Source organism: Arthrobacter sp. TmT3-37 (genome assembly GCF_054510835.1).
In genome coordinates this window covers 1-20053 of sequence record NZ_JBTNDU010000012.1, presented here as the reverse complement: position 1 = coordinate 20053, position 20053 = coordinate 1, and the positions used below count along the sequence as shown (strand labels likewise).

The 20053-nt window shown below is 70.8% G+C and carries 9 protein-coding genes; 6 read left to right on the top strand and 3 right to left on the bottom strand.

All coding sequences use genetic code 11. The features are described 5' to 3' along the window. Window positions 1-44: 44 nt before the first annotated feature. Window positions 45-5942, bottom strand: coding sequence for a DUF6531 domain-containing protein (locus ACX80U_RS13930; RefSeq protein ID WP_459268881.1), 5898 nt, complete (start codon window positions 5940-5942; stop codon window positions 45-47). Between the two features lie 257 nt (window positions 5943-6199). After that, entirely contained in the window at window positions 6200-6481 is a 282-nt protein-coding gene (locus ACX80U_RS13925) for a pyrophosphorylase (RefSeq protein ID WP_133080355.1), read from the bottom strand. Window positions 6482-6693: 212 nt separating this feature from the next. Here ACX80U_RS13925 and ACX80U_RS13920 point away from each other — a divergent pair, with 212 nt between their 5' ends. From ACX80U_RS13920 to ACX80U_RS13905, 4 genes are all read left to right on the top strand, one after another. Further along, window positions 6694-9792 (top strand): hypothetical protein, encoded by a 3099-nt coding sequence (locus ACX80U_RS13920; RefSeq protein WP_459268880.1) that lies wholly within the window; start codon window positions 6694-6696, stop codon window positions 9790-9792. Next, entirely contained in the window at window positions 9789-11135 is a 1347-nt protein-coding gene (locus ACX80U_RS13915) for a type 1 periplasmic-binding domain-containing protein (protein WP_459268879.1), read from the top strand. Before ACX80U_RS13920 ends, ACX80U_RS13915 begins: the two co-directional genes overlap by 4 nt. Window positions 11136-11196: 61 nt before the next feature. Further along, complete coding sequence (locus tag ACX80U_RS13910; RefSeq protein WP_459268878.1) at window positions 11197-15495, top strand: FtsK/SpoIIIE domain-containing protein; 4299 nt, start codon at window positions 11197-11199, stop codon at window positions 15493-15495. 85 nt (window positions 15496-15580) lie between these two features. Continuing rightward, window positions 15581-17563 carry a serine/threonine-protein kinase gene (locus tag ACX80U_RS13905; RefSeq protein WP_459268877.1) on the top strand — a complete coding sequence of 661 codons (1983 nt, stop codon included), beginning with the start codon at window positions 15581-15583 and terminating at the stop codon, window positions 17561-17563. A 25-nt stretch (window positions 17564-17588) separates the two neighbouring features. On the opposite strand, the gene ACX80U_RS13900 is transcribed toward ACX80U_RS13905, so the two are convergent. Continuing rightward, on the bottom strand, window positions 17589-17930 hold the full coding sequence (locus tag ACX80U_RS13900; protein WP_459268876.1) for a hypothetical protein: 342 nt from the start codon (window positions 17928-17930) through the stop codon (window positions 17589-17591). Between the two features lie 193 nt (window positions 17931-18123). On the opposite strand from ACX80U_RS13900, the gene ACX80U_RS13895 reads away from it, so the two are divergent. Together ACX80U_RS13895 and ACX80U_RS13890 are read left to right on the top strand one after the other, a co-directional pair. After that, a complete protein-coding gene (locus ACX80U_RS13895) occupies window positions 18124-18579 on the top strand; it encodes a 23S rRNA (pseudouridine(1915)-N(3))-methyltransferase RlmH (RefSeq protein WP_459268875.1) in 456 nt (151 codons plus the stop codon). Between the two features lie 70 nt (window positions 18580-18649). Continuing rightward, complete coding sequence (locus ACX80U_RS13890; RefSeq protein WP_459268874.1) at window positions 18650-19378, top strand: DUF4232 domain-containing protein; 729 nt, start codon at window positions 18650-18652, stop codon at window positions 19376-19378. Window positions 19379-20053 lie beyond the last annotated feature (675 nt).

The following is a 20053-nucleotide window of genomic DNA, read 5'->3' as shown; positions in this document are numbered from 1 at the left end:
TTCTTCCCTCAAAGAGGCCAGCAGACTACTCAAGTCCACGGTCATCACTCCACTCTCACCAAGACGTTGGGGTCGGGGACATAATACTGAATGCCGCCGCCTGGATACCCGAAGTTGGGACCAACCCTCCCGGATATGTACTCGGAACCTTCGGTAATCCTGAATTGCGCCAACCGTTCCATCGTATTCACAGACGGCAGAGCCAGATCACTCCTGGTGGCAGGGAGGTTAGGCGTTATATATCGGCCGAGTGCCTCAGACCCGCCACCGAAGAATCGCAGTCCGTACTGCGCGGAACCAGCAACCTCCAACGATACCGTTCCCGGCTGGAATGACTGCAGAGCCTCTTTCCTGTATTCGCGAGGAACTCCAAGCTTCTGCAGCCACGCAGACGCGTCCTGCACTCCCGCGTAGGGGTTGGGCGCAAGATCGGCGAGTCTCGTCACTGGCGGGGCTGGTAGTCGGACCTTCTGAGCGGCACCACCCAACGGAATGGCTCCAGTGCCGCCGCCTAGAGCGGTGGCCCGCGCGAGACCCGCTGGAGTGTGAGGTCCGGGCCCGGCAACGTACGCGCCCGCTCCACTGATCGCCCCCTCGACACCGTTCGCGACCGCCACCCGGGCCACGGGGTTGCTGACCATCCTGCCGGCCGCCATACCTACTCCGCCACCGACCATGCCAAGACCACCGGAGATGGCGGCTTGCCCCCAGTTCACGTCACCGGTGGTGGCTTTCTGGATCACGACGTCGGCGCCGAAACTGATCAGTCCCGCTCCGACGACCTGCCCACCCGGGACGAACAGCAACGCCGCTCCGCCCACGATGGCCGCACCTCCGACGACGTATTCCCAGTTGTCTCCGAGCCAGTCCCCGGCAGCGGCGATGGCACCGCCGGTGGAACCGTCGTAGGCCTTCAGTTCATCGTCGGTGAGAGGCCTCAGCCCGGTGGGGTCGGTGGTGTTCAGTGGGTTGTTGCCGGCGTAGGCGTAGGGGTTGCCGTCCCAGCCCGCGCCCAGGACCGGGGCTAGCGGGTCGGTGGAGAGGAAGCCCCTGGTCGCCGGATCGTAAGCGCGTGCGCCGAGCCATTCCAGGCCCGCGACGCCCACACCACCGTGACCGGTGAGGCCGACACCCGCCGGCAGCACCCCGGCCGGCCCCGCGCTGGCATCGAGTCCGGCAGTGCCGGCCCCGGTCATCCCAACGGGAGTCGGGATGATGGGGGTGCCGAGAGCTGCCCAGGGGTCGGTCTCGTCGGTGGGACGGGCGGCCCGCCATCCCGACGCGGTCCAGGCGTCGCCGATCCCGGTGACGCCGCCGGGCAGGGACAGCACCTGCCCACCACCAACACCAGCGATGCCGGTGGTCCCTGCCCCCGCGATGCTGTCACTGAATGGGGTGATGTCGGTGAGGGTGGGGATGGGGTTGGCTGTGTCCCACCAGAGGCGCGTGCCGTCGATGCCGGCGAGCTCGCCCAGGGCGTCGACCCACAGCTCGTGTCGGGACGTGACACCCCCGTCGGGGGTGCGCTCACAGGTGCTCTTCAGCTGGCCGGTGGGGCCCCAGGCGTATTCGGTCCAGGACCCGTCGACGCCGATGAGGCGGGTGCGCCGACCCAGCCCGTCGTGGATGAACTCCGTCCGGGACCCGTCGGGGCCGGTGATGGCGAGGAGCTGACCCGCGGCGTCGTAATCGAACACCCGTGTCCCCGCGGGGGTGCTCTCGCGGATCAGGCGTCCACCGGCGTCGTACTCCCACTCCGAGGCCACTGCCGGCAGCTGCTCCCGCGCCGCTGCCGATGAGGCGTCAGGCGCCGGATCTGATGCGGACGCATCCACGCTCCTGACGGGCGTGGTAGTGGCGATGATCATCTGCCCGGCTCCGTCGTACCCGTAGCGGGTGATGACCCCGGCGCGGGTCAGGGCGGTGATCCGCCCGTCGTCGTCCCGACCGATCAGCGTCACATCCGTGCCCGCGGTATTGCTCGAGGCACTGTCAGAGCGGCCCACGTAATCGGCGCGTCCCTCGCGGGTGGAGGAAGTTGTGCTGGTGTGCTCGGTCAGGGTGCCGTTGCGGTAGGTCCATTCCTGGGCGAGGTTCCCGGCTGTGACGCGGGTCAGGCGGCCGGACGCGTCGTGGGTGAACACCGCGTCGCCCAACAACGGGTTGGTGACGGTGGTGAGCCGTCCGGCGGGGTCGTGGGCGTAGGTGGTGGTCGTGCCGCGGGCGTCGGTGAAGCTGGTCCGGTGGCCGTCGGCGTCGTACGCCCACGACAAGCCCTGCCCTCCCCGGGTGCGGGAGGTGAGCTGCCCGCGCCGATTGAAGCCGAGTTCGTGATCCACGACCAGCCCGTCAGCACCCGCACCGGCGCCGACGTTCCCGGTGTGGTCGGTGATGACGATGCGCCGGTTCAGGGCATCGCGGTCGACGGAGGCGATCAGCCTTCCGTCGACCGACGTACTTTCCTCCTGGCCGGCGGTGTCATAGGTCCAGGTGGTGGTGTGGCCCTCGGGGTCGGTCTGGGACAGCTGCCGCCCGGCCGGGTCGTAGGTCGCGGTTGTGACCCGCCCCAGCGGATCCGTCACCGAATCGACCTGGTCGGTGGCGGTGTAGGTGCGGGTGGTGACCCCGCCGAGGGGGTCGGTGATCCGGACCAGGCGTCCCCGGGCGTCGTAGGCGAAGTACGTCTTTCCACCGACCCCGTTGATGGTGGAGGTGAGCTCTCCGGCGGTGTTGTAGGTGAAGCGGCGGGTCCCGTACCAGGTGTCCTGCGAGTACGTCAGGCGCCCGCACGCGTCGTACCCGTACCGGGCGGTCCCGTTGCCGGGGGTGCGGCGCAGGATCAACCTGCCGCACGCGTCATAGGTGAAGGACTCGACCTCACCCGTGGGCAGGGTCCGGGAAGCAACCCTCTGATCGGCGTCATACGCCAGCACGGTGGTCGCGCCGGTCGGGTCGGTGGTCTTCCACGGCCGCCCGCACGCGTCGTACTCGTACCGGGTCACCGCGCCGACGGGCGAGGTGATGGAGGTGATCTTCCCCGCCGCATCCCGGCCCAGGATGGTGAGGCCGCCCTCCCCGTCGAGCAGTTCCACCGGGTTCCCGGCCGCGTCATACGTGATGAGCTCCGCCGACCCGTCCGCGCCGGCCACCTTCGTGGGCCGCCCGTACTGGTCGAAGGTGTAGGTCGCGGATGCGAAGGCGTCCGTGATCGTCGCCGTCCCCGCCGTCCGGTCGGTGGTGGTGTCAGTGCGGACTCCGGTCGGATCCACGACCGCGGTCAACGCACCGACCCTGTCGTATTCACGGACCCAGTCATGGCCGGCCGGATCCGTGATCCCGACCAGCCGCGACATCGCGTCATGGGAGAACCCCCAGGAGCCGCCGTCGGGCAGCACCGCCGCGGTCACGTTGCCGAGCTCATCCACCACCCGCTCGATCACTCGCCCGAGGGGGTCGGTGGTGCGGACCAGGTCCCCCGTCGGCCCGTACTCCAGCTCGGTCCGGCCCCCGTCCGGGGCGACCGACGCCGTCATCCGTCCGGCCGGGTCGTGCTCGAAGGACCACACCGCCCCGTCCGGGTCCACCCGGCGGACCAAGAGCCCCCTGGCGTCGTAGCCGAACCGGGTCTCGGCCCCGGACGGGCTGATCGCCGTCACCGGACGCCCGGCCTGGTCCCGGACGATCCGGGCAACATCCCCGACAGCGTTGCGGGTGGCGACCAGGTCCCCGAACCCGTCGTACTCGAAGCCGACGCTCACGCCGACCGGGTCCGTGACCCGCACCAGCTGGCCGTCATCCCACTCCAGCATCGTCCGGCCGCCCAGGGGGTCGTGCACCACGCACGGGTCCCGGGTGATCCCATCGGGATAGTCGTAGCTGACCACGGACCCGGTGGCGGTGACCAGGGTGGTGATCCGGTCGTGCTCGTCCCACCCGTAGGTCAGGTCCGCGCCCTCAGGGGTCACCGTCCGGATCCTGCGGCCCCGCTCGTCATAGGCGTGCACCGTGACGGAGCCGTCGCGCTCGGTCAGGGACACCAGGTTCCCGTGCCTGTCGTAGGCCATGGACTGGCGCCGGTCCTCGGAATCGAGGACCCCGACCAGGCGGCCCTTCGCATCCGCCACCCACGAGTTGGACCGGGTGCCGTCCTCGTCCGAGACGACGGTGACCCGGCCCGGCAGGTACGCGAACCGGACCCGCCGCCCGTGCTGCGTGACCTGCAGGATCACCCGGCCCTGCTCGTCATACGTGTTCTCCGCCTCCACAACCCCTGCCGCGGAGACCACGGCGTCGATCAGGCCTTGCTCGTTCCACCGATACGACCGGGTCCCCGTCTCGGTGGTCACGCCGACCAGGCGGCCGGCGTCGTCGTACCCGTACTCCACCCGACGCCCGTCCGAGGACCGCACCACGGCGGCACGCCCCTCCACGTAGTCGATCTCCAGGAAACGCCCCCGCCCATGCGACAACCGGGCCACCAGCGGCACACCACCGGCGGGCCCGCCAGCCGACACCCCGTCATCGGCAGCATCGCCGGCAGGTGCAGCACCCACAGTCACGTTCCCGCCGTCGGGCAGGCGAAGGTCAGCCGGTTCTTCGCGGATCACCGAGACAGTCCGGCCAGGTCCGGACCCGGCCCCCAACCAGAAACCGGCGAGGGAGTAGGCCCACCATCCGCCCTGGTTGTTGCGGACCACCAGCAACTCGGAGGATGCATGCACGCCGTCAGACACGGAGTCGAGTTCCGTCAGGTCCGCAGAGGTGGCGGGTTCGCGGGTGAGCCAGTAGTTCTCGCCCACGGCCCGGCCCCAGCCGGTGCCCTCGCGGGGGAAGTCGACGGCCCGGCCGTCGGCCAGCACCCAGCGGGCACCCTCGTCCGAGAGGCTCAGGTGCTGGTCCAGCACCGAAGCCCAGCCCGGACCGAACACCCCCGGGGTGTCCAGGCCCGAGCCCAGCGAGTTGTACATCCGTGAGAGCACCAGACCCGACGCCAGGCCCGTGAAGCCGAGGTCGGTTTCGGGTTCGATGAAGTTCCCGGTCGCGGTGTTCACAGGATCATTCGCATACCCGCTGGTCGGCATCGCGCCCGCCGCCGTCGGCGGGTCGATGCTCAACGCCGACCGGGACGCGCTGACCCCGGCCGCGGCCAGTGCCTCGGCCAGGCCCGCATCCGACACCGTCGAGACGGCACCCTCGCCACCGGCCGCGGCGAACGCGTCAGCAACCGTGACCGCCCACACCGCATCGTTCTCATTCGCCCGCAGATACTCGCGGTAGGCACTGATCACACCGGAGGCCTCGATGGTCCCCCAGTAGCAGCTCGACGCGAACGAGGACAGGTGCCCGGACAGGGCGCCCGGCGCCGAGGACAGACCCTCGTCCAGTCCACGGGCGTTGGTCGCGAAGGTGCGCAGGTGCTCCGGCCGGGCCGAGGACGTCCCGCCCCCGTACCCACCGCCACCGGGTGCAGGTGTCTGGCGGGAACCCGTCGAGGCAGACGCCGGCGCGAACGAGGGAGCGCTGCCGGGGTCCATGTTCGGGCGAGCCTCCTCGCCGAACAACCAGTCGCCGAACTGCTCGAAACCGTTGCGGTCGTTGTGCTCGCGCACCCACTCGTTGTTCTTCTTCCGCCGGGAGTCCTCCTCATGACCGGCGTCGATCATCTGCCCTACATACCCGGCGACCGTCCGCAACGCCGCCGCCAACGCTGTTGCGTCACTGGCCGCCGTTGTCGCATTCGCCTGGAAGATCTCCGAGAAACGACCCCTGAAATCCTCTCTCGCCGTCGAGACATAGGAAGCCCGGGTCGCCGACTGCTCCTCGAGCCGGGACGCCGCGGACTCGAACGCCGACTTCACCGTTCCCGCCACCCCGTAATCGAACCGCCCACCATCGGACGCATCCGATACCGGCAACAACGGCACCTCAACGAAATCGGTCACAACCAACGCCCCCCAGAAGCAACAAACAGCAGAAAGAACCGAAAAACGACCAGCCGCCGACATTGCCGGACGGCATCCCACACCCGAAAGAGACCGTAGAACCCCGCCGGCCCGGAAATCACCTCAGGCCGGTGGAAAACGCAAAGAACCCGGGCCGGGAGAAATTCGGGCCGGTAGAACTGATCCGCACCGATGAGGTGATCGCACCGCTCGATCCGGCGGCGCGATCACCTCACCTCATATCGGCGAATGCGTACTCAGGCGCCGCCGCCGGCGGAGAAAATGTCCTGCGAGATCTTCTGCAGCTGCGTCCGCAGCTCTTCCAGTTCCTGCTTGGCCTTGTCCAGGGCGGCCTTCGTCTCCGGCCACGTCGAACCCCGGAACTGCGAGGCCAGCGGCCCGTCCCAGATATTCGGGTCCGACAGGATCCTGCCCTGCGCATCCAGCGCCGAGATCTGATCGGTGAAACCACCATTGATGATCGACTGGACCTGGCCGATAGCAGCCTTCGCTTGCTCGGTAGACAACACACGCGACATGAAAAATATCCTCCCCAAGAGACAACCGCTTCAATGCCGGGCTGAACGACCGGCGAGCGGACGCTCGTGACGCTACCAATACCAATTCGTAAAAGCCACTACCGGAACAAACGTCGCCTGAAACGTCCGCAACAACCGCAGGAGTGCCGGACGAAGAATGCGTTCGCCCGCACGTATGATGCTCAAGGCACCGAACGGAATTGGGGACGATCATGGCCACACGGTCTCGCATGCACCAGCACAACCCGAGGCGCCTCGGCGCGCCCGGTCGGGGGCTGAGTGCCGTCCTCGTTGCCGTGGGACTGATCGCGACGACGTCGTGCACACCCACCCGCAACCCGGAGCCGGTGTCGGACCCGGTCAAGCTCCTGCAGACCGTGCGTGTGAACCTCTCCCCTGCCGCAGGCGTGGAGACGATCGAGGGAACCACCATCTCGGTGACCGCGACCGGCGAGTCCTCTGCGAAGGACACGGAGTACAACACCGCCGACACGGTGGGCGAGCTGCCGGTGCGGGTGAGCCTCCAGTACAGGGCCGGGAACAGGTCCGGGTCCGATCTCACGGATCTCCAGGGACACACCGGCCCGGTCGAGATAGACCTGACACTCGAGAACCTCACCGTCAAGCCACAGGCCATCGAGTACGACGCGGCGGGCCAGACCCGCTCCGACACCGCCCTCGTCGGTGCTCCGCTGACGATCGCCGCATCGACGAAGCTGGAGGGCGTACGGGCGGACGACGTCACCCCGGGCTCCGCGGACGGTTCGACGGGCACCAACGGGGTTCTGAGCAGCACGAAGGACGGCTCGGCGGTCGTGCAGTGGGCCACGGTCCTGGCCCCGCCACGCTCCGGAGCCAGTACCACTCTGCGCCTCGTGGCCGATGTCGAGGACTTCCAGGTGCCCGCATTCGATCTGGCGGTGCAGCCGGGCCTGAACAACGATCTGAGCGCCGACGGCGTGGTCACCAGCGCATTCTCCTCGGGTACGGGGTCCGAACTCGATCTGCAGCGGCGCACCATCTCCCTGGTCTCCGACGTGAACATCGTGCTGACCAAGGCAGGATCCACCATCACGGACGTCCGGCAGAACCTCGAAACCACCGCCGAGACCCTGGGCGTCGAGACTGCCGGTGAACTGCGCGACAACTCCCAGGCCCTGGCCCGGACGATGCTGGACCTGAAGGAGCAGCTGCAGGTCCTCGGTGGGGACCTGGAAGCTGCGACGAACGCGACGCAGTCCACGACGATGTCCCAGCTGCAGCAGACCGTGTCCGCGGTGGACGCGATGCTGGGCGACACGTCGGCCGCGCCCACCACGGTCCCGATCTCCGGCGACGGCTGTTCCGCCGAGGTGCCGAAGCCGGGCCAGACGGCCACCGTCTACTCCAGCATCCTGACGATGGCGGCGCAGCTCGATGCCTACGCGAAGGTCAGCGCAGACTGCCGCGACTCCGTCGCCGACTCCCTCAGGATCACGGTGGGCCCGGAGAACCCGACACCGGAGGAGTGCGCCGGACAGGGCTCGGTGACCTGTTCGCTGCGCAGTTCAGCAACGACCGTCACGGCTGCCCTGCTGGGCCTCAAGGCGAAGGGCGACGCGCTCGTCGCGGGCCTGCAGCCGCAGATGATCGAGAACGCGATCGCCGACCAGGAGAGTTCCACAAAAGCGCTGGAGCAGGTGGATGCGGACCTCGAGACGCTGCTCGCCGGTGCCGCGGACGATAAGAACTACGCGACGGCCCTCGCAGCGGTGAGGGACGCGATCACGTCCGCCCGGAAGTCCGTCGCAACGACCCGGGATGCCTCGGCGATGGCCCGCGACAGCGTCGACGGTCTCCGGGACAAGCTGAAGGCCATCGGCGAGACAGCGGAGGAAGCCAGAGACGAACTGGTCGACGGCTCACGGCGGGACGGCTCGATGACGCAACAAACCCAGCAGCTCGCCGACGAGCTGTGCGAGCTGGCCGACGGCGATTCTCCCCGGAGGGGCCGGCTCTCCACGGGCGAGGTGGAGGAGCTGCGCTCCTACCTGACGTCCATGCCCTGCGAGCCGTCCGACTCCGAGCCAGAGCCCGAGCCCGAGCCCGAGCCCACCGAATCCGAGCCGACGCCCTCCCCCACGATCATCCCAACGCCGACGCCCACGGTGACGCCGGGCGATCCCTCCGCTGACAAGCCGTCGCCAGGCGGATCCACGACGGACGGGTCCACGACGGACGTACCGGCAACGGACGGATTCGCAACGGACGGGTCCACGACGGGCCCCACGATAGACAGCGCTGTGCACCTCCGGACGACGGTCGAGGCGCTTCCCGTGCTGGACCTGATCCCGCCCCGCGACTTCGCGGACCCGCTGGACGTCCGGCTCCGTGAGCAGGCCACCGCCTGGGACTCGGTCCTCGACGCCGTCGACACCACGGACCCGGACCAGAAGATCTCCAAGGCCTTCGACGACCTGGACGAAGCCATCACCGGCAACGACTCCGGGCTGGACGCGATCGACGAGACCGTGAAGAAGCTGGACGAGGCCGCGACGGAAGACGTCAGCAGCACCCGCGACGAACTCGAAGCCCTCAAGGTGGTGCTCGTCGAAGCGATCGGCTCCTCCGACCTGGTGGCCCAGAGCCTCGAGGGACTGCAGGAGCAGCAGGACGAACTCGGCGTCGAGATCAGGGAGTCCCTCCGCGACGTCTCGAAGGAGACCTCCACCGAGATCTCGAAGCTCGTCGACGACCAGGTGCGGGAGGTCGCCGAGATCGGCGACGCTGGCTCCGCCTCCGTCATCACGGCGTTCGACCGCTCCATCACCGGCCTGAAAGCGACTTCGGACGACGTCGTGACCGAGGCCGGCGGGACGGTGGACAAGCAGCGCAACGAACTGAACGAGCGCGGCGACGCCCTGGCCGCGAGCCTCGACAGGAGCACCCGGTCCTCGCTCGCGAACATCGCCTCCAGCACGTCCGGTTCCACCCGCGATGTCGAGGGCGCGAGCGCACTGCTGGCGTCGAGCCTCAACAACGTGATGCTCGATCTCGGCGACCGCACGGTGAACGGCTCCGGCCTCCTCGGCTCCATGGCCACCAGCGCAGCCAAGGCCGACACCGCCGACTTCCAGCTGGCCCTCGCCTCCCAGAACGCCGAGGGGTACACCAACATCCGCTCACGGGACGTGGACGGGCTGCTGCTGCGCCAGGCACAGTTCAAGGCCTCCCTCGCCGCCGTCGAGGAACTGCCGCCCTTCCACCTCGAGGTGCCGGAGGGCGCGACGTCGCAGACCCTGTACACCCTGACGATCGACGCCGGCGTATGAGCCCGCGCACCAGACTCATGACGCTGCTCGTCGTCGGGGCTGCTCTCGTCGTCGCGGCCGTGATCGCCCTGACCGCGGTGGTGAATCGCCCTGCCGAGGCCATCCGGCCCGACCCCGTGGCCGCAACCGTTCCCGTGGCGCTGCAGGCCGAAGGCCTGCCCGAGGACCTGACCATCGGCGTCGTCCTGACGTTCGGCCGGTCCGGCGAGCCCGGCTCCGAGTACAACCGGGCGGCTCAGGGCGCAGTCGTCGCCGCACAGCGCTTCGCCCAGGGCGGTGCCGCCCTCACCCTCCCCACCGCGAACGACCGCGGGACCGAGGACGGCGCACGCGCCGCCGTCCAGGCACTCGCCGAGCAGGGCGTGTCCGGCGTCGTCATCGCGAGTTCGGGCACGCAGGCCCAGGCGGCGGCCCAGGCCGCTTCGAAGCTCGGACTCCCGGCGATCCTGCCGTACGTGCAGCCGGCGGAGGCAGCGCCGTCCCTCTGGACCACGATGCCGTCCCGCAGCTCCGTCGACGTGGCCCTCCGGACGGCGGTGAACGGCAGGACCAGCGTCCTGCTCGTCACCGACGGCGGCCCCACCCCTGCGTCGGTACCGATCGCGCAGACCCTCGACCTCCAGGACTTCGACGACGTGACGGGCATGGCACAGGAAGCCGCCATCCTCACCGGCGACCAGCAGCGCGCGCCGGACGCCCCCGCGGGCAACGGGTCCACGGGAGCCACCGGTTCCGCGGACGCCGTGGTCGTCTCCGCCGCCACTCCGCAGCGGCTGGCCCGTCTGGTCCAGGCCCTGCAGTCCCGGAACGTCTCCGTACCCCTGATCCTGCCCGACGGCGCGACCGCCCCGGACTTCGCCTCCGCGCTCTCCGATCTCGACGGGACCGCCTCAGGGCAGCTGGTCGGCATCGCGCCGTCCGCCGGCGACAGCGCCGCCCTGCAGCAGGACGCCCAGGGGCGCGGGATGTCCGCCTTCCTGTCCGCCGTGCGCCTGGCGGCGGGCGATGCCGACGTCAAGAACCTGACCGGTGACGCCCCGTTCTCCGCTGATGCCTGGGCAGCCGACGCGGCCAGCCACGACGCCGTCGTCGCCCTGGTGCGGGCGGTCGCCCTTGCCGGCAGCGGCGATCCGTCAGAGGTCGGCGAGGCGCTTCGCTCCGTCTCGCTGGGTCCCGGTGAAGGGCTCGCAGGACCGCCGCTGGACTTCTCGCGCCCCGAGGCGCTCACCGCCAAAGCCATGCCGGTCTACGCGTCCCCCCAGGACCTGGGCCTGCGCCCGGCGGACGAGGACGCCCCGCGCCTCGTCTGGGTGCCGGCGCCGGCCCCCACGCCCGGCCCCTGACCGAACGTCCCCGGCCCACGCTCCGTGGACGGGTCCACTCCACTGACAGAAGGATCGCCCGGTGCGCGTGCTGATAGACCTGGACGAGCGTCGCTTCGAGTGCGAGGTGGCGCACGCAGCGCCGGCCACCACGCTGGCGGACCTGGTGGAGATCGCCGGCGGGCCATGCCTTGGGCCCGACGAGTCCGTGTTCGTGGACGAGGCCGAGGTCCGCGGGTCCACCCCTGTGTCGGAGCTCGTCCTCCTGGAGGGCAGCCGCATCGCCCGGGCACCGTGGCCGGCTCCCCAGCGCGTGCGCGACTGGAGCGTGACACTCGCCGGCGGCCAGCACACCGGCACGGTGACCGACGTCCCTCGCGGTCGCGAGATGCTCATCGGCCGGTCACCCCACGCCGATCTCACCCTGCCCGCCGAGAGCGCATCCTGGGAGCACTGCCGCCTTCGCCGGGAGGACGACGGCGTGCGGGTCCTGGACAGCGGCTCCACGAACGGGACCCTCGTGGACGGCGAGAAGGTGGGGGACGACGGCGTCCTGGTCCGCGAGATCGCCACGATCACGGCGGGCGGGACAGTGCTCCTGCTGCGCCGGTCCCTCGACGAGACCCCGGCCCCCGCGCCGGGCAGCCTGCACAACCTGACCCCCGCGGCGACGGCGCCCTTCAACCGGCCGCCCCGTCCCGGAAAGGCCCCGGCGGCCGACGCGCTCATCCCCCCGAGCCCCAAGGACGTCCCGCCCGCCGGCAAGTTCAGCTACATCAGCGTGCTCGCGCCCCTCGTGATGGCCGTGGCCATGGTCATCATCCTGCGGGACCTCCGCTTCGCGATGTTCGCCATGCTCAGCCCGGTCATGGCCGTGGGCATGTGGTTCGAGCAGAAACGCCGTCACGCCCGCGGACTCAAGGACGAGGACGCCCGCTTCACCGCAGCGATCGAGGATTTCGAGCAGCAGATCCGTGCGGCAGCGGAGACCGAGACCGCCCTGCGCCACCGGCTGATCCCCGATCCCGCGACCGTCGTACGGCGCGCGGCTCTCCCCGCCACCTCCCTGTGGCAGCGCCGCGCCGACGCCGACGACTTCCTGGCCCTGCACGCCGGCACGGGCGACGTCCCGTGGAAGCCCCCGGTGGATCGGTCGGCCGGCCCCCGCATGCAGGAGAAGGTCAGGGACTCCCTCGCGGCGGCGCGCCTGCTGGCCGCACCCGTGCTGGTGGACCTCACCGACGCCGGAGTGGTGGGCATCGTGGGACCGCGGGACGGCACCCTGGCGCTCGCGCGGTCCCTCCTCGCCCAGGCCGCCGTGCACGTCGGACCCGCAGACCTGACCGTCGGCGTCTTCTGCGACGCCGGACGCGCCGACGAGTGGGAGTGGGCTTCCTGGCTCCCGCATACCCGCCAGGCCGGCAGCAGCACGGGCCGGCGGTGGATGTCCGATCATCGTGAGACGAGTCTTGCCATGCTCCGCTCGCTCAAGGACACGGTCGCCGAACTGCCCACGCCGGCCCTGCTGGTGGTCCTGGACTCCGAGGTCCTCACCGAGGGCCGGGATGCCCCGGCTCGCGCACTGCTCGGTATGGGCCGCTCCGTTCCGGGGGCCTCCCTGACGGCGCACCAGCGCACGTCCCGGGTGGCGGGCATCGTCATCGCCACGTCCGAGGAGCAACTGCCGGCGGCCTGCACCACCATCATCAGGGTGGGGTCGGATGCAGCGGCCACCGTCGAGCAACCGGAGGACCTGGTCCGCGTGGACGACGTCATCCTCGCGGGCCTCGACGAGGAGGAGGCGCTGCGCTGCGCCATGCGCCTGGCACGCTTCGACGACCCGGAACTGAGTGTGCCCGGGGCCTCCCTTCCCGCCCTCGTGCGGCTGCCCCGGCTCCTGGGCTACGAGCACCCCGACCCGGCCACGATCCGCCGCATGTGGGAGACCTCCCCGGGGGTGTCGACGCCGATCGGCACGGACGAGAACGGGACCCTGACGCTGGACCTCGTCAAGGACGGCCCGCACGGCCTGGTGGGCGGCACCACCGGCTCCGGCAAGTCCGAGTTCCTGCGCTCCCTCGTGGCGGGCCTCGCGGCACGCAACGATCCCACCCGCCTGAACTTCATCCTCGTGGACTTCAAGGGCGGGGCGGCGTTCAAGGCCTGCGAACGTCTCCCGCACACCATCGGCACCATCTCCAACCTGGACGAGCAACTGGCCGACCGCGCCCTCCTGGCCCTGGAAGCGGAGATGGAGCGCCGCCAGCGGGTCTTCGCGGCGGCCGGCGAGGGTATCGACAACCTGAACGCCTACCTCGCCACGAACCCTGCCGAGCCCATGCCGAGGCTGCTCCTCGTGATCGACGAGTTCGCGATGCTGGCGAAGGACTTCCCGGACGTGCTCAAGGCGCTCGTCAGCGTGGGGGCCGTGGGCCGGACCCTGGGCGTGCACATGATCCTGGCGACGCAGCGCCCCGCCGGCGTCGTCAGCGAGGACATCCTCGCGAACACCAACCTCCGGGTGGCGCTGCGGGTGCAGAGCCGCGAGGACTCCAGCAACGTCATCGGCGTCCCGGCGGCCTCGGCGATCGGCCGGGCACAGATGGGCCGGGCCTACGTGAAGCTCGGCCAGGACGAGATCACACCCGTGCAGACGGCCCTCGTCACGGGACGCGTGCAGGCCGGCGGGGGCGCGGCGGTGGATGTCCGCGAGGTGCGCCGGTTCGGCGTCCCCGTGCCCCCGGCGGCGGCGTCCGCAGCCGCGGCGTCGGACGAGAACGACCTCGACCTCCTCATCGATGCCGTGGTGGGGGCCAACGCCGACGCCGGCTACGCACCGCCGCGGCAGGTCTGGCCCGAGGCCCTCGGCGAGCGCGTGGAGCTGGACGGGTTCCTCCCCGAGGGGCACGACGACGGCGCGGACGAACCCGACCCGCACCACCTGCCGAGGGTGGGCGGGGTGCGGGGCTCCTCGGTGCTGGTGACGCTCATGGACGAGCCGGAGTTGCAGCGCCAGTCCGCGGCGGGCTGGGACCTGTCTGCGGGCAACCTGATGCTGATGGGCGTGGCCGGTTCCGGTACGACGACCGCACTGGCGTCCATCGCGCTGTCCCTCGCCCGGGACACGGATCCGGCCGACCTCGACCTGATGGTCCTCGACCTGGGTTCGCGGGCGCTCGCGGCCCTGGAAGGGCTGCCGCACACCGTCGCCTACGTGGGTTCCGGGGCCGGCGCCAAGGAGCAGCAGGCCCGCTTCCTGCGACATCTGCACGGCGAGCTGGAACGGCGCCGCGCGGAGCCTGGCACGCACCGCCGCACCGTGGTGCTGCTGGACGGCCTGGCCTCCCTGCGGGACGAGCTCCAGGACTACGAGGGGCAGCAGCTGCTGGACCTGCTGTACCGTGCGTACGCGGACGGCCCGGCGCTCGGACTCTCCTTCGCGGTCTCCACCACACGTGCCAAGGCGGTGCCCTCGGCCATGAACGAGGTGACCCTCCAGCGGTGGCTGTTCCGGTTGGCGGACACCTACGACTACTCCTCGCTCGGCGTCCGCGGCAAGCAGATCCCGGCCGCACTCCCGGGCCGCTGCGTGGACCCCCGCACCGCGCTCCAGATGCATGTGGCCACGCCCCGCATCGGGGTCGCCGCCGCCGTGGACCGGGTACGGCAGGGCTGGGCCGACGCCCCCGCGAAGTCCCGGGCCATCCGGCGCCTGCCTGCGGACGTCACCCTGCAGGACCTGGGGGTGGAACCGCACCTGGACGCCGAGCCGTGGCGCATCCCGATCGGACTCCAGGAGTCGGACCTCTCCCCCGCGTTCCTGGAGGTCTACGAGGGTGAGCATGCGCTCATCGCCGGGCCCGCCCGCTCCGGGAAGTCCACGCTGCTCATGGCACTCGCCGCGGCCCTGCGGGGAGCGGCCACACCCCAGGGAGCAGCCCAGGTCTGGGGCATCTGCGACCGTCGCTCCCCCCTGGCCTCCGCTGCCCTCGACCGCACGGCCGTCGGCGCGGACGAGGTCCCGGCCCTGCTGGCGTCCCTGCGGCTCGAGCGCGGCCCGGTGTTCCTCCTGGTCGACGACGCGGAGCGGTTCGAGGACCCCGACCAGTCCATCGCCGGCATCGTGGCCTCCGGGACGTCGGGATTGTGCGTCATCGCGGCGGGCCGGGCCGCGGATCTCCGCGGACTGTACGGACACTGGACCAAGACGGTCCGCAAGTCACGCCTCGGCGTGCTGCTGCAGCCGGATGTGGACTACGACGGCGAGCTGCTGGGCGCGGCGCTGCCCCGGAAGGCGCCGGTGGCGTTGACCACCGGACGCGGATACCTCGGCGTGGGCGGACAGGTGTCGCTCGTCCAGTCGATCAGTCCCGGAGGCTGACCGGCACCTACGATGACAGGGGCCCCGACACGGGTGCGCCCGGCAGAGCAGACCGACGGCGTCGGAGAGAGGGAGAGGGAACGGTATGCAACTCGCACAGACGGGCCAGGCGCTCGGCGCGTCCTACCGCTTCGGTGAGCGGGTCGGCTCCGGAGCCGTCGGTGAGGTGTGGACCGTCACCGCGAGCGACGACCGGATCCTCGCCGCGAAGGTGCTGCGTCCCGAGCACGCCGATGACGCCTCACTGGTGGAGCGGTTTGTCCGTGAGCGGTCCGTGCTGCTCGGGCTGCAGGACTCCTCCATCGTCACGGTGCGCGACATGGTGGTGGAGGGCGCGAGGCTGGCCATCGTCATGGACTACGTCGCCGGCGGCTCCCTGCGGGACGTCGTGCGGGAAGCCGGCACGCTGCGTCCCGCGGACGCGCTGGGCGTCACCGCCGAGGTGCTCGACGCACTGGCGTTCGCCCACACCCGGGGCGTGACGCACCGCGACATCAAGCCGGACAACGTGCTCCTCGCCCGGCCCTGGACCGGGTGGACCCCGGGCGACGTCCGGGTCTCCGACTTCGGCATCTCCGACGTCGTGGGCGAGAGGGTCCGCCAGACGACGGGCCTCATCGGCACTCCGCAGTACATGCCGCCGGAACTCATCAGCCAGGGCCGCTCGGGCCCTCCCGGTGATGTCTACTCCACGGGGGTCCTGCTCTACGAGCTGCTCGCCGGACGCACCCCCTTCGCCGGCCCGGGGACGGACTTCAGCGTCGCCTACCGCCACGTCTCCGCCCATCCGCCGAGGATCCCCGTGGACGACGGCCTCTGGGACGTCCTGGCCGGGCTCCTGTCCAAGGACCCCGCGGAGCGCCCCACCGCCGCCGAGGCGGCAGCGACGCTCCGACGCCTCGCGCTGCGCCTCGCCGCGAGCGCGCCCCTCGCGCCCGGGGAAGCCCCGGCGGACTTCGACGACGTCGATCGCCCCGCCACGGTGGTCCGCGGCGCCTTCACGGACGCGGAGCTCGCAGCCCTGGCGTCAGCCCCGCCCGCCGACGACAGCACGGAGGTCCCGCGGCTCGGGGAGGCGGGCAACGCGACCATCGTCCGCCCTCTGCCGCGACGCGACGTGCGGCCGGTGGCCGGGACCCGACTCGAACCCGCGGACGCGCTCCCGTTCTGGCGCACCCGCAAGGCCCTCCTCCTCGCGGGAACGGCTGTGCTCCTCCTGGTGGGGATGGTCGTCGGGTTCGTGGTCCTCAGCCCTGCCGAGCGGCCGGCGGCGTCCGCCGGTGCCGGCGCTCCGCTGTCGGCCCAGACGCAGGACACCGCCCTGCCCACCGGCCTGACGATCTCGCGGGCCGCCGCCTACGAGCCCTCCTCCGGCCGGATCCGCCTGACGCTCACCTACGCAGCACAGAAGGCGCCGCTGTCCGGGGAGTTCCTCGAGGTGGTCCCGGGGATGGCCGAGGGTGAGGCGTGCCCTGCCGTGAGCTGGGAGGGTGCCCCCGCCAAGCGCAACCAGGCCTCCATCACCGGGCTCGATGTCGCGTGCGGCTGGACGCTGTCGGACCTGCAGGTCCCGGCGGGAGGGTCGGTCCAGGTGACCGCCTCGGTGTCGGCGCAGCCCGCCGACCAGCAGGCGCTCGATGCGTGGCTCCGCGGCGGGTCCGAGGCGACGTCGGCCGCGACGCAGGACCCGGCCGTTCCGGGCACCGCCTACCCCGTTCAGCGTCTGACCGGGGTGGAGGTCCGCACCCCGGCGCGTGTGGTGACGCCGAGCCCCCTGAAGATCACGCTCATCCCCGTGTGGGCCGGCGGCCCGGACGAGCTGAACCCGCTCTACGTCAGTCCGGCGTCGGGCAAGCCGTCGCAGATGTTCACAGCAGTCGCAGGCGGCGAGGACGGAGTGCGGTTCTCCGACGGCTGCGGTGGGGCGCTCGCCGTCGACAGCTCGGGGCTCACCGTCACCGCCCTGCAGATCACGCCGGAGTGCACGGTGCGCGCGACCGTCGGGAACTTCACCGAACTGCAGTCCCCGGGCTTCGGGATCACGTCCCGCGAGGACGCGAACGGCTGACCCCGGCCCGGGTGCTCCCGTCCGCTCAGCGCCGGACGGGAGTCCCGATCCCCGCCGTCAGGCGTCGTCGTGCCTCCTCCGGAGGGATGTACTCCCCGGCGGTCGGATAGGACCCGAGCGTGGCCACCGACGTGACGATCGTGTGCGGATAGACGTGCACGAGATTGAAGGCCTGCGCCCCGTCCCGGCCGCGGATCCCGCCCACGGGGACGTTGAGGTCCTGCGTGTAGCAGGTCGACGACGCGACCGACACGGGGATCCCTGCGAAGAGCGACGACGACGGGAAGTGCACGTGCCCGGCCAGGATCAGCCGGATGTCCTTCCCCGCTGTGCCTGGTGCGTCCAATCCGCCGGTGATGGTCGACATTGCCGCCCCCTTCGTTCACTTCGTGGTCCTCACAGAATTTAGTAAGCGTACTTACGGCGCCGGTCGCCGAGCAGGAAAACTTCCGCGGACGAATGTCTTGTGCAAGCGCTTGTCCTTTGCCTAGCGTTCGCCCGCAGTTCATCCCGGGGCCACTGCGGGGCCGGAGTCCTTCCCCTGGCGATAGCCTGATCACATGGGAATCCGGGTGCTCGCAGTGGGCCGCAAGCACGAGAGCTGGGTGGCCGAGGGCATCGAGCGCTACGTGAAACGCCTCAAGAAACCGTTCGACCTGTCGTGGCAGCTGATCGCCCACTCGGCGAGGGAGCACGACGCCGCGCGCCGGGAGGAGTCCGAGCGGCTCCTCGCCAGGCTCGGTGACGACTACGTGGTGCTGCTCGACGAGCGCGGCAAGGCCATCGATTCCCCCACGCTCTCGCGGACCCTCCTGCGCCCGCTCGAGTCCTCCCGCAATGTCACAGTGATCATCGGCGGGGCGTACGGCGTCGATGATCACGTGCACCGGCGCGCCGACTTCATCTGGTCCCTCTCCCCGCTGGTGTTCCCGCACCAGCTCGTCCGCCTCATCCTCGCGGAGCAGGTGTACCGCGCCCAGGAGATCGCCGGCGGCCGGTCCTACCACCACGAGTAGGCGTGTAACGATCCCGCCACACCACGCGCCGCCTGCGGGACACCCCGATTCCCGGACGTAGGGTGAGGGCATGACTAGTCTGCTGGGGAGCAAGCGTTGGATGTCGGCCGTCACGGCCGTGGGAGTGATCGCCGTCGTGAGCGGCTGCGCGTCGTCGGGATCGGAGGACGCCGGGGTGACGGCGACCTCGTCACCGTCCTCGTCATCAACCTCTGCATCGGCATCGGCATCGGCATCGGCACCGTCGGCTTCGCCGTCGGCCACAGCGGAGTCCTCGGCCGAGCCGACCACCCCGGCGACCCCCGATCCGACCGCCACGACGGAGAGCGCGACGCCGTCGCCCTCCCCCAGTGCATCCGAGTCGACGCCGGCAGCCGCCGGCGTCTGCACCGCGGCGCAACTCAGCGGCGCCGTCGAGGACCAGGCCGGCGGAGCAGCAGCCGGGAGCGTCTACCGGACGATCGTGCTGACCAACGCATCCGACCAGGAGTGCGTCGTCGACGGGTTCCCCGGTGTGTCCTTCGTCGATGCGTCCGGCACCCAGATCGGCGCTCCCGCGGACCGCGACGGCTCCGCCATGACCCCTGTGGTCCTGGCTCCCGGGGCATCGGCGACGGCCACGCTGCAGCAGACCAACGCCCAGAACTACGGCGACGGGTGCGGCATCACGCCGGCGGCCGGAGTCCGCGTCTACCCGCCGGGCGCCACCGACTCGCTCGTCCTGGCGCAGGAGATCCCGGCATGCTCGGCGTCGTCGATCGTCCTGATGACCGTCGGAACGCTGCAGCCCGCCGCCTAGCCGCGCGAACCGCCCGGTACTGCGCGTGCGGCCCGAGCCGCCGTAGTCGCCACGCTGCGAGGACGAGAAACGCCGAGGTGGCCAGCGCGAGCCCCAGCGTCAGCCACGGCAGAGCCGCCGCGATGGCGACGACACCGAGGACGGCCGCGACTCCGCCCGCGGTGACCATGACGCGGGCCCGTTCCAACTGCCCGTACACCACAAGACCGACCCCGAGCACCACCCAGGCCCCGAGTCCGTGGAAGGCCTCCACGGCACCGCCGACGAGTGCGCCCAGTTCGACGGCGACGCCGAGCACCAGATAGGCGCCCGGAGGAGCGGCAAGCGCCGGAGGGTGGGAGACGAGCCAGGGAGCAGCCACCAGGATCAGCACCAGGGTGCTCACCACGAAATAGGCCGCCGTCCGCCGCGTGTCGCCGTCGACCACGAGCGCCGTCACGGCTCCGCCGAGGAAGAGAGCCCCGATCCCTGCGACCGGGACCCAGTTGTTGCCCACGTCCCCGCGGGGCGCGGCAGGCTGGGCCTCCCCGGTCCCGGCTCCCATGCGTCGCCTCTCCGTCGGTGGTTCCGTCGTTCGTTCCGTCGTTCGTTCCGTCGTTCGTTCCGTCGTTCGTTCCGTCGTTCGTTCCGTCGTTCGTTCCGTCGTTCGTTCCGTCGTTCGTTCCGTCGTTCGTT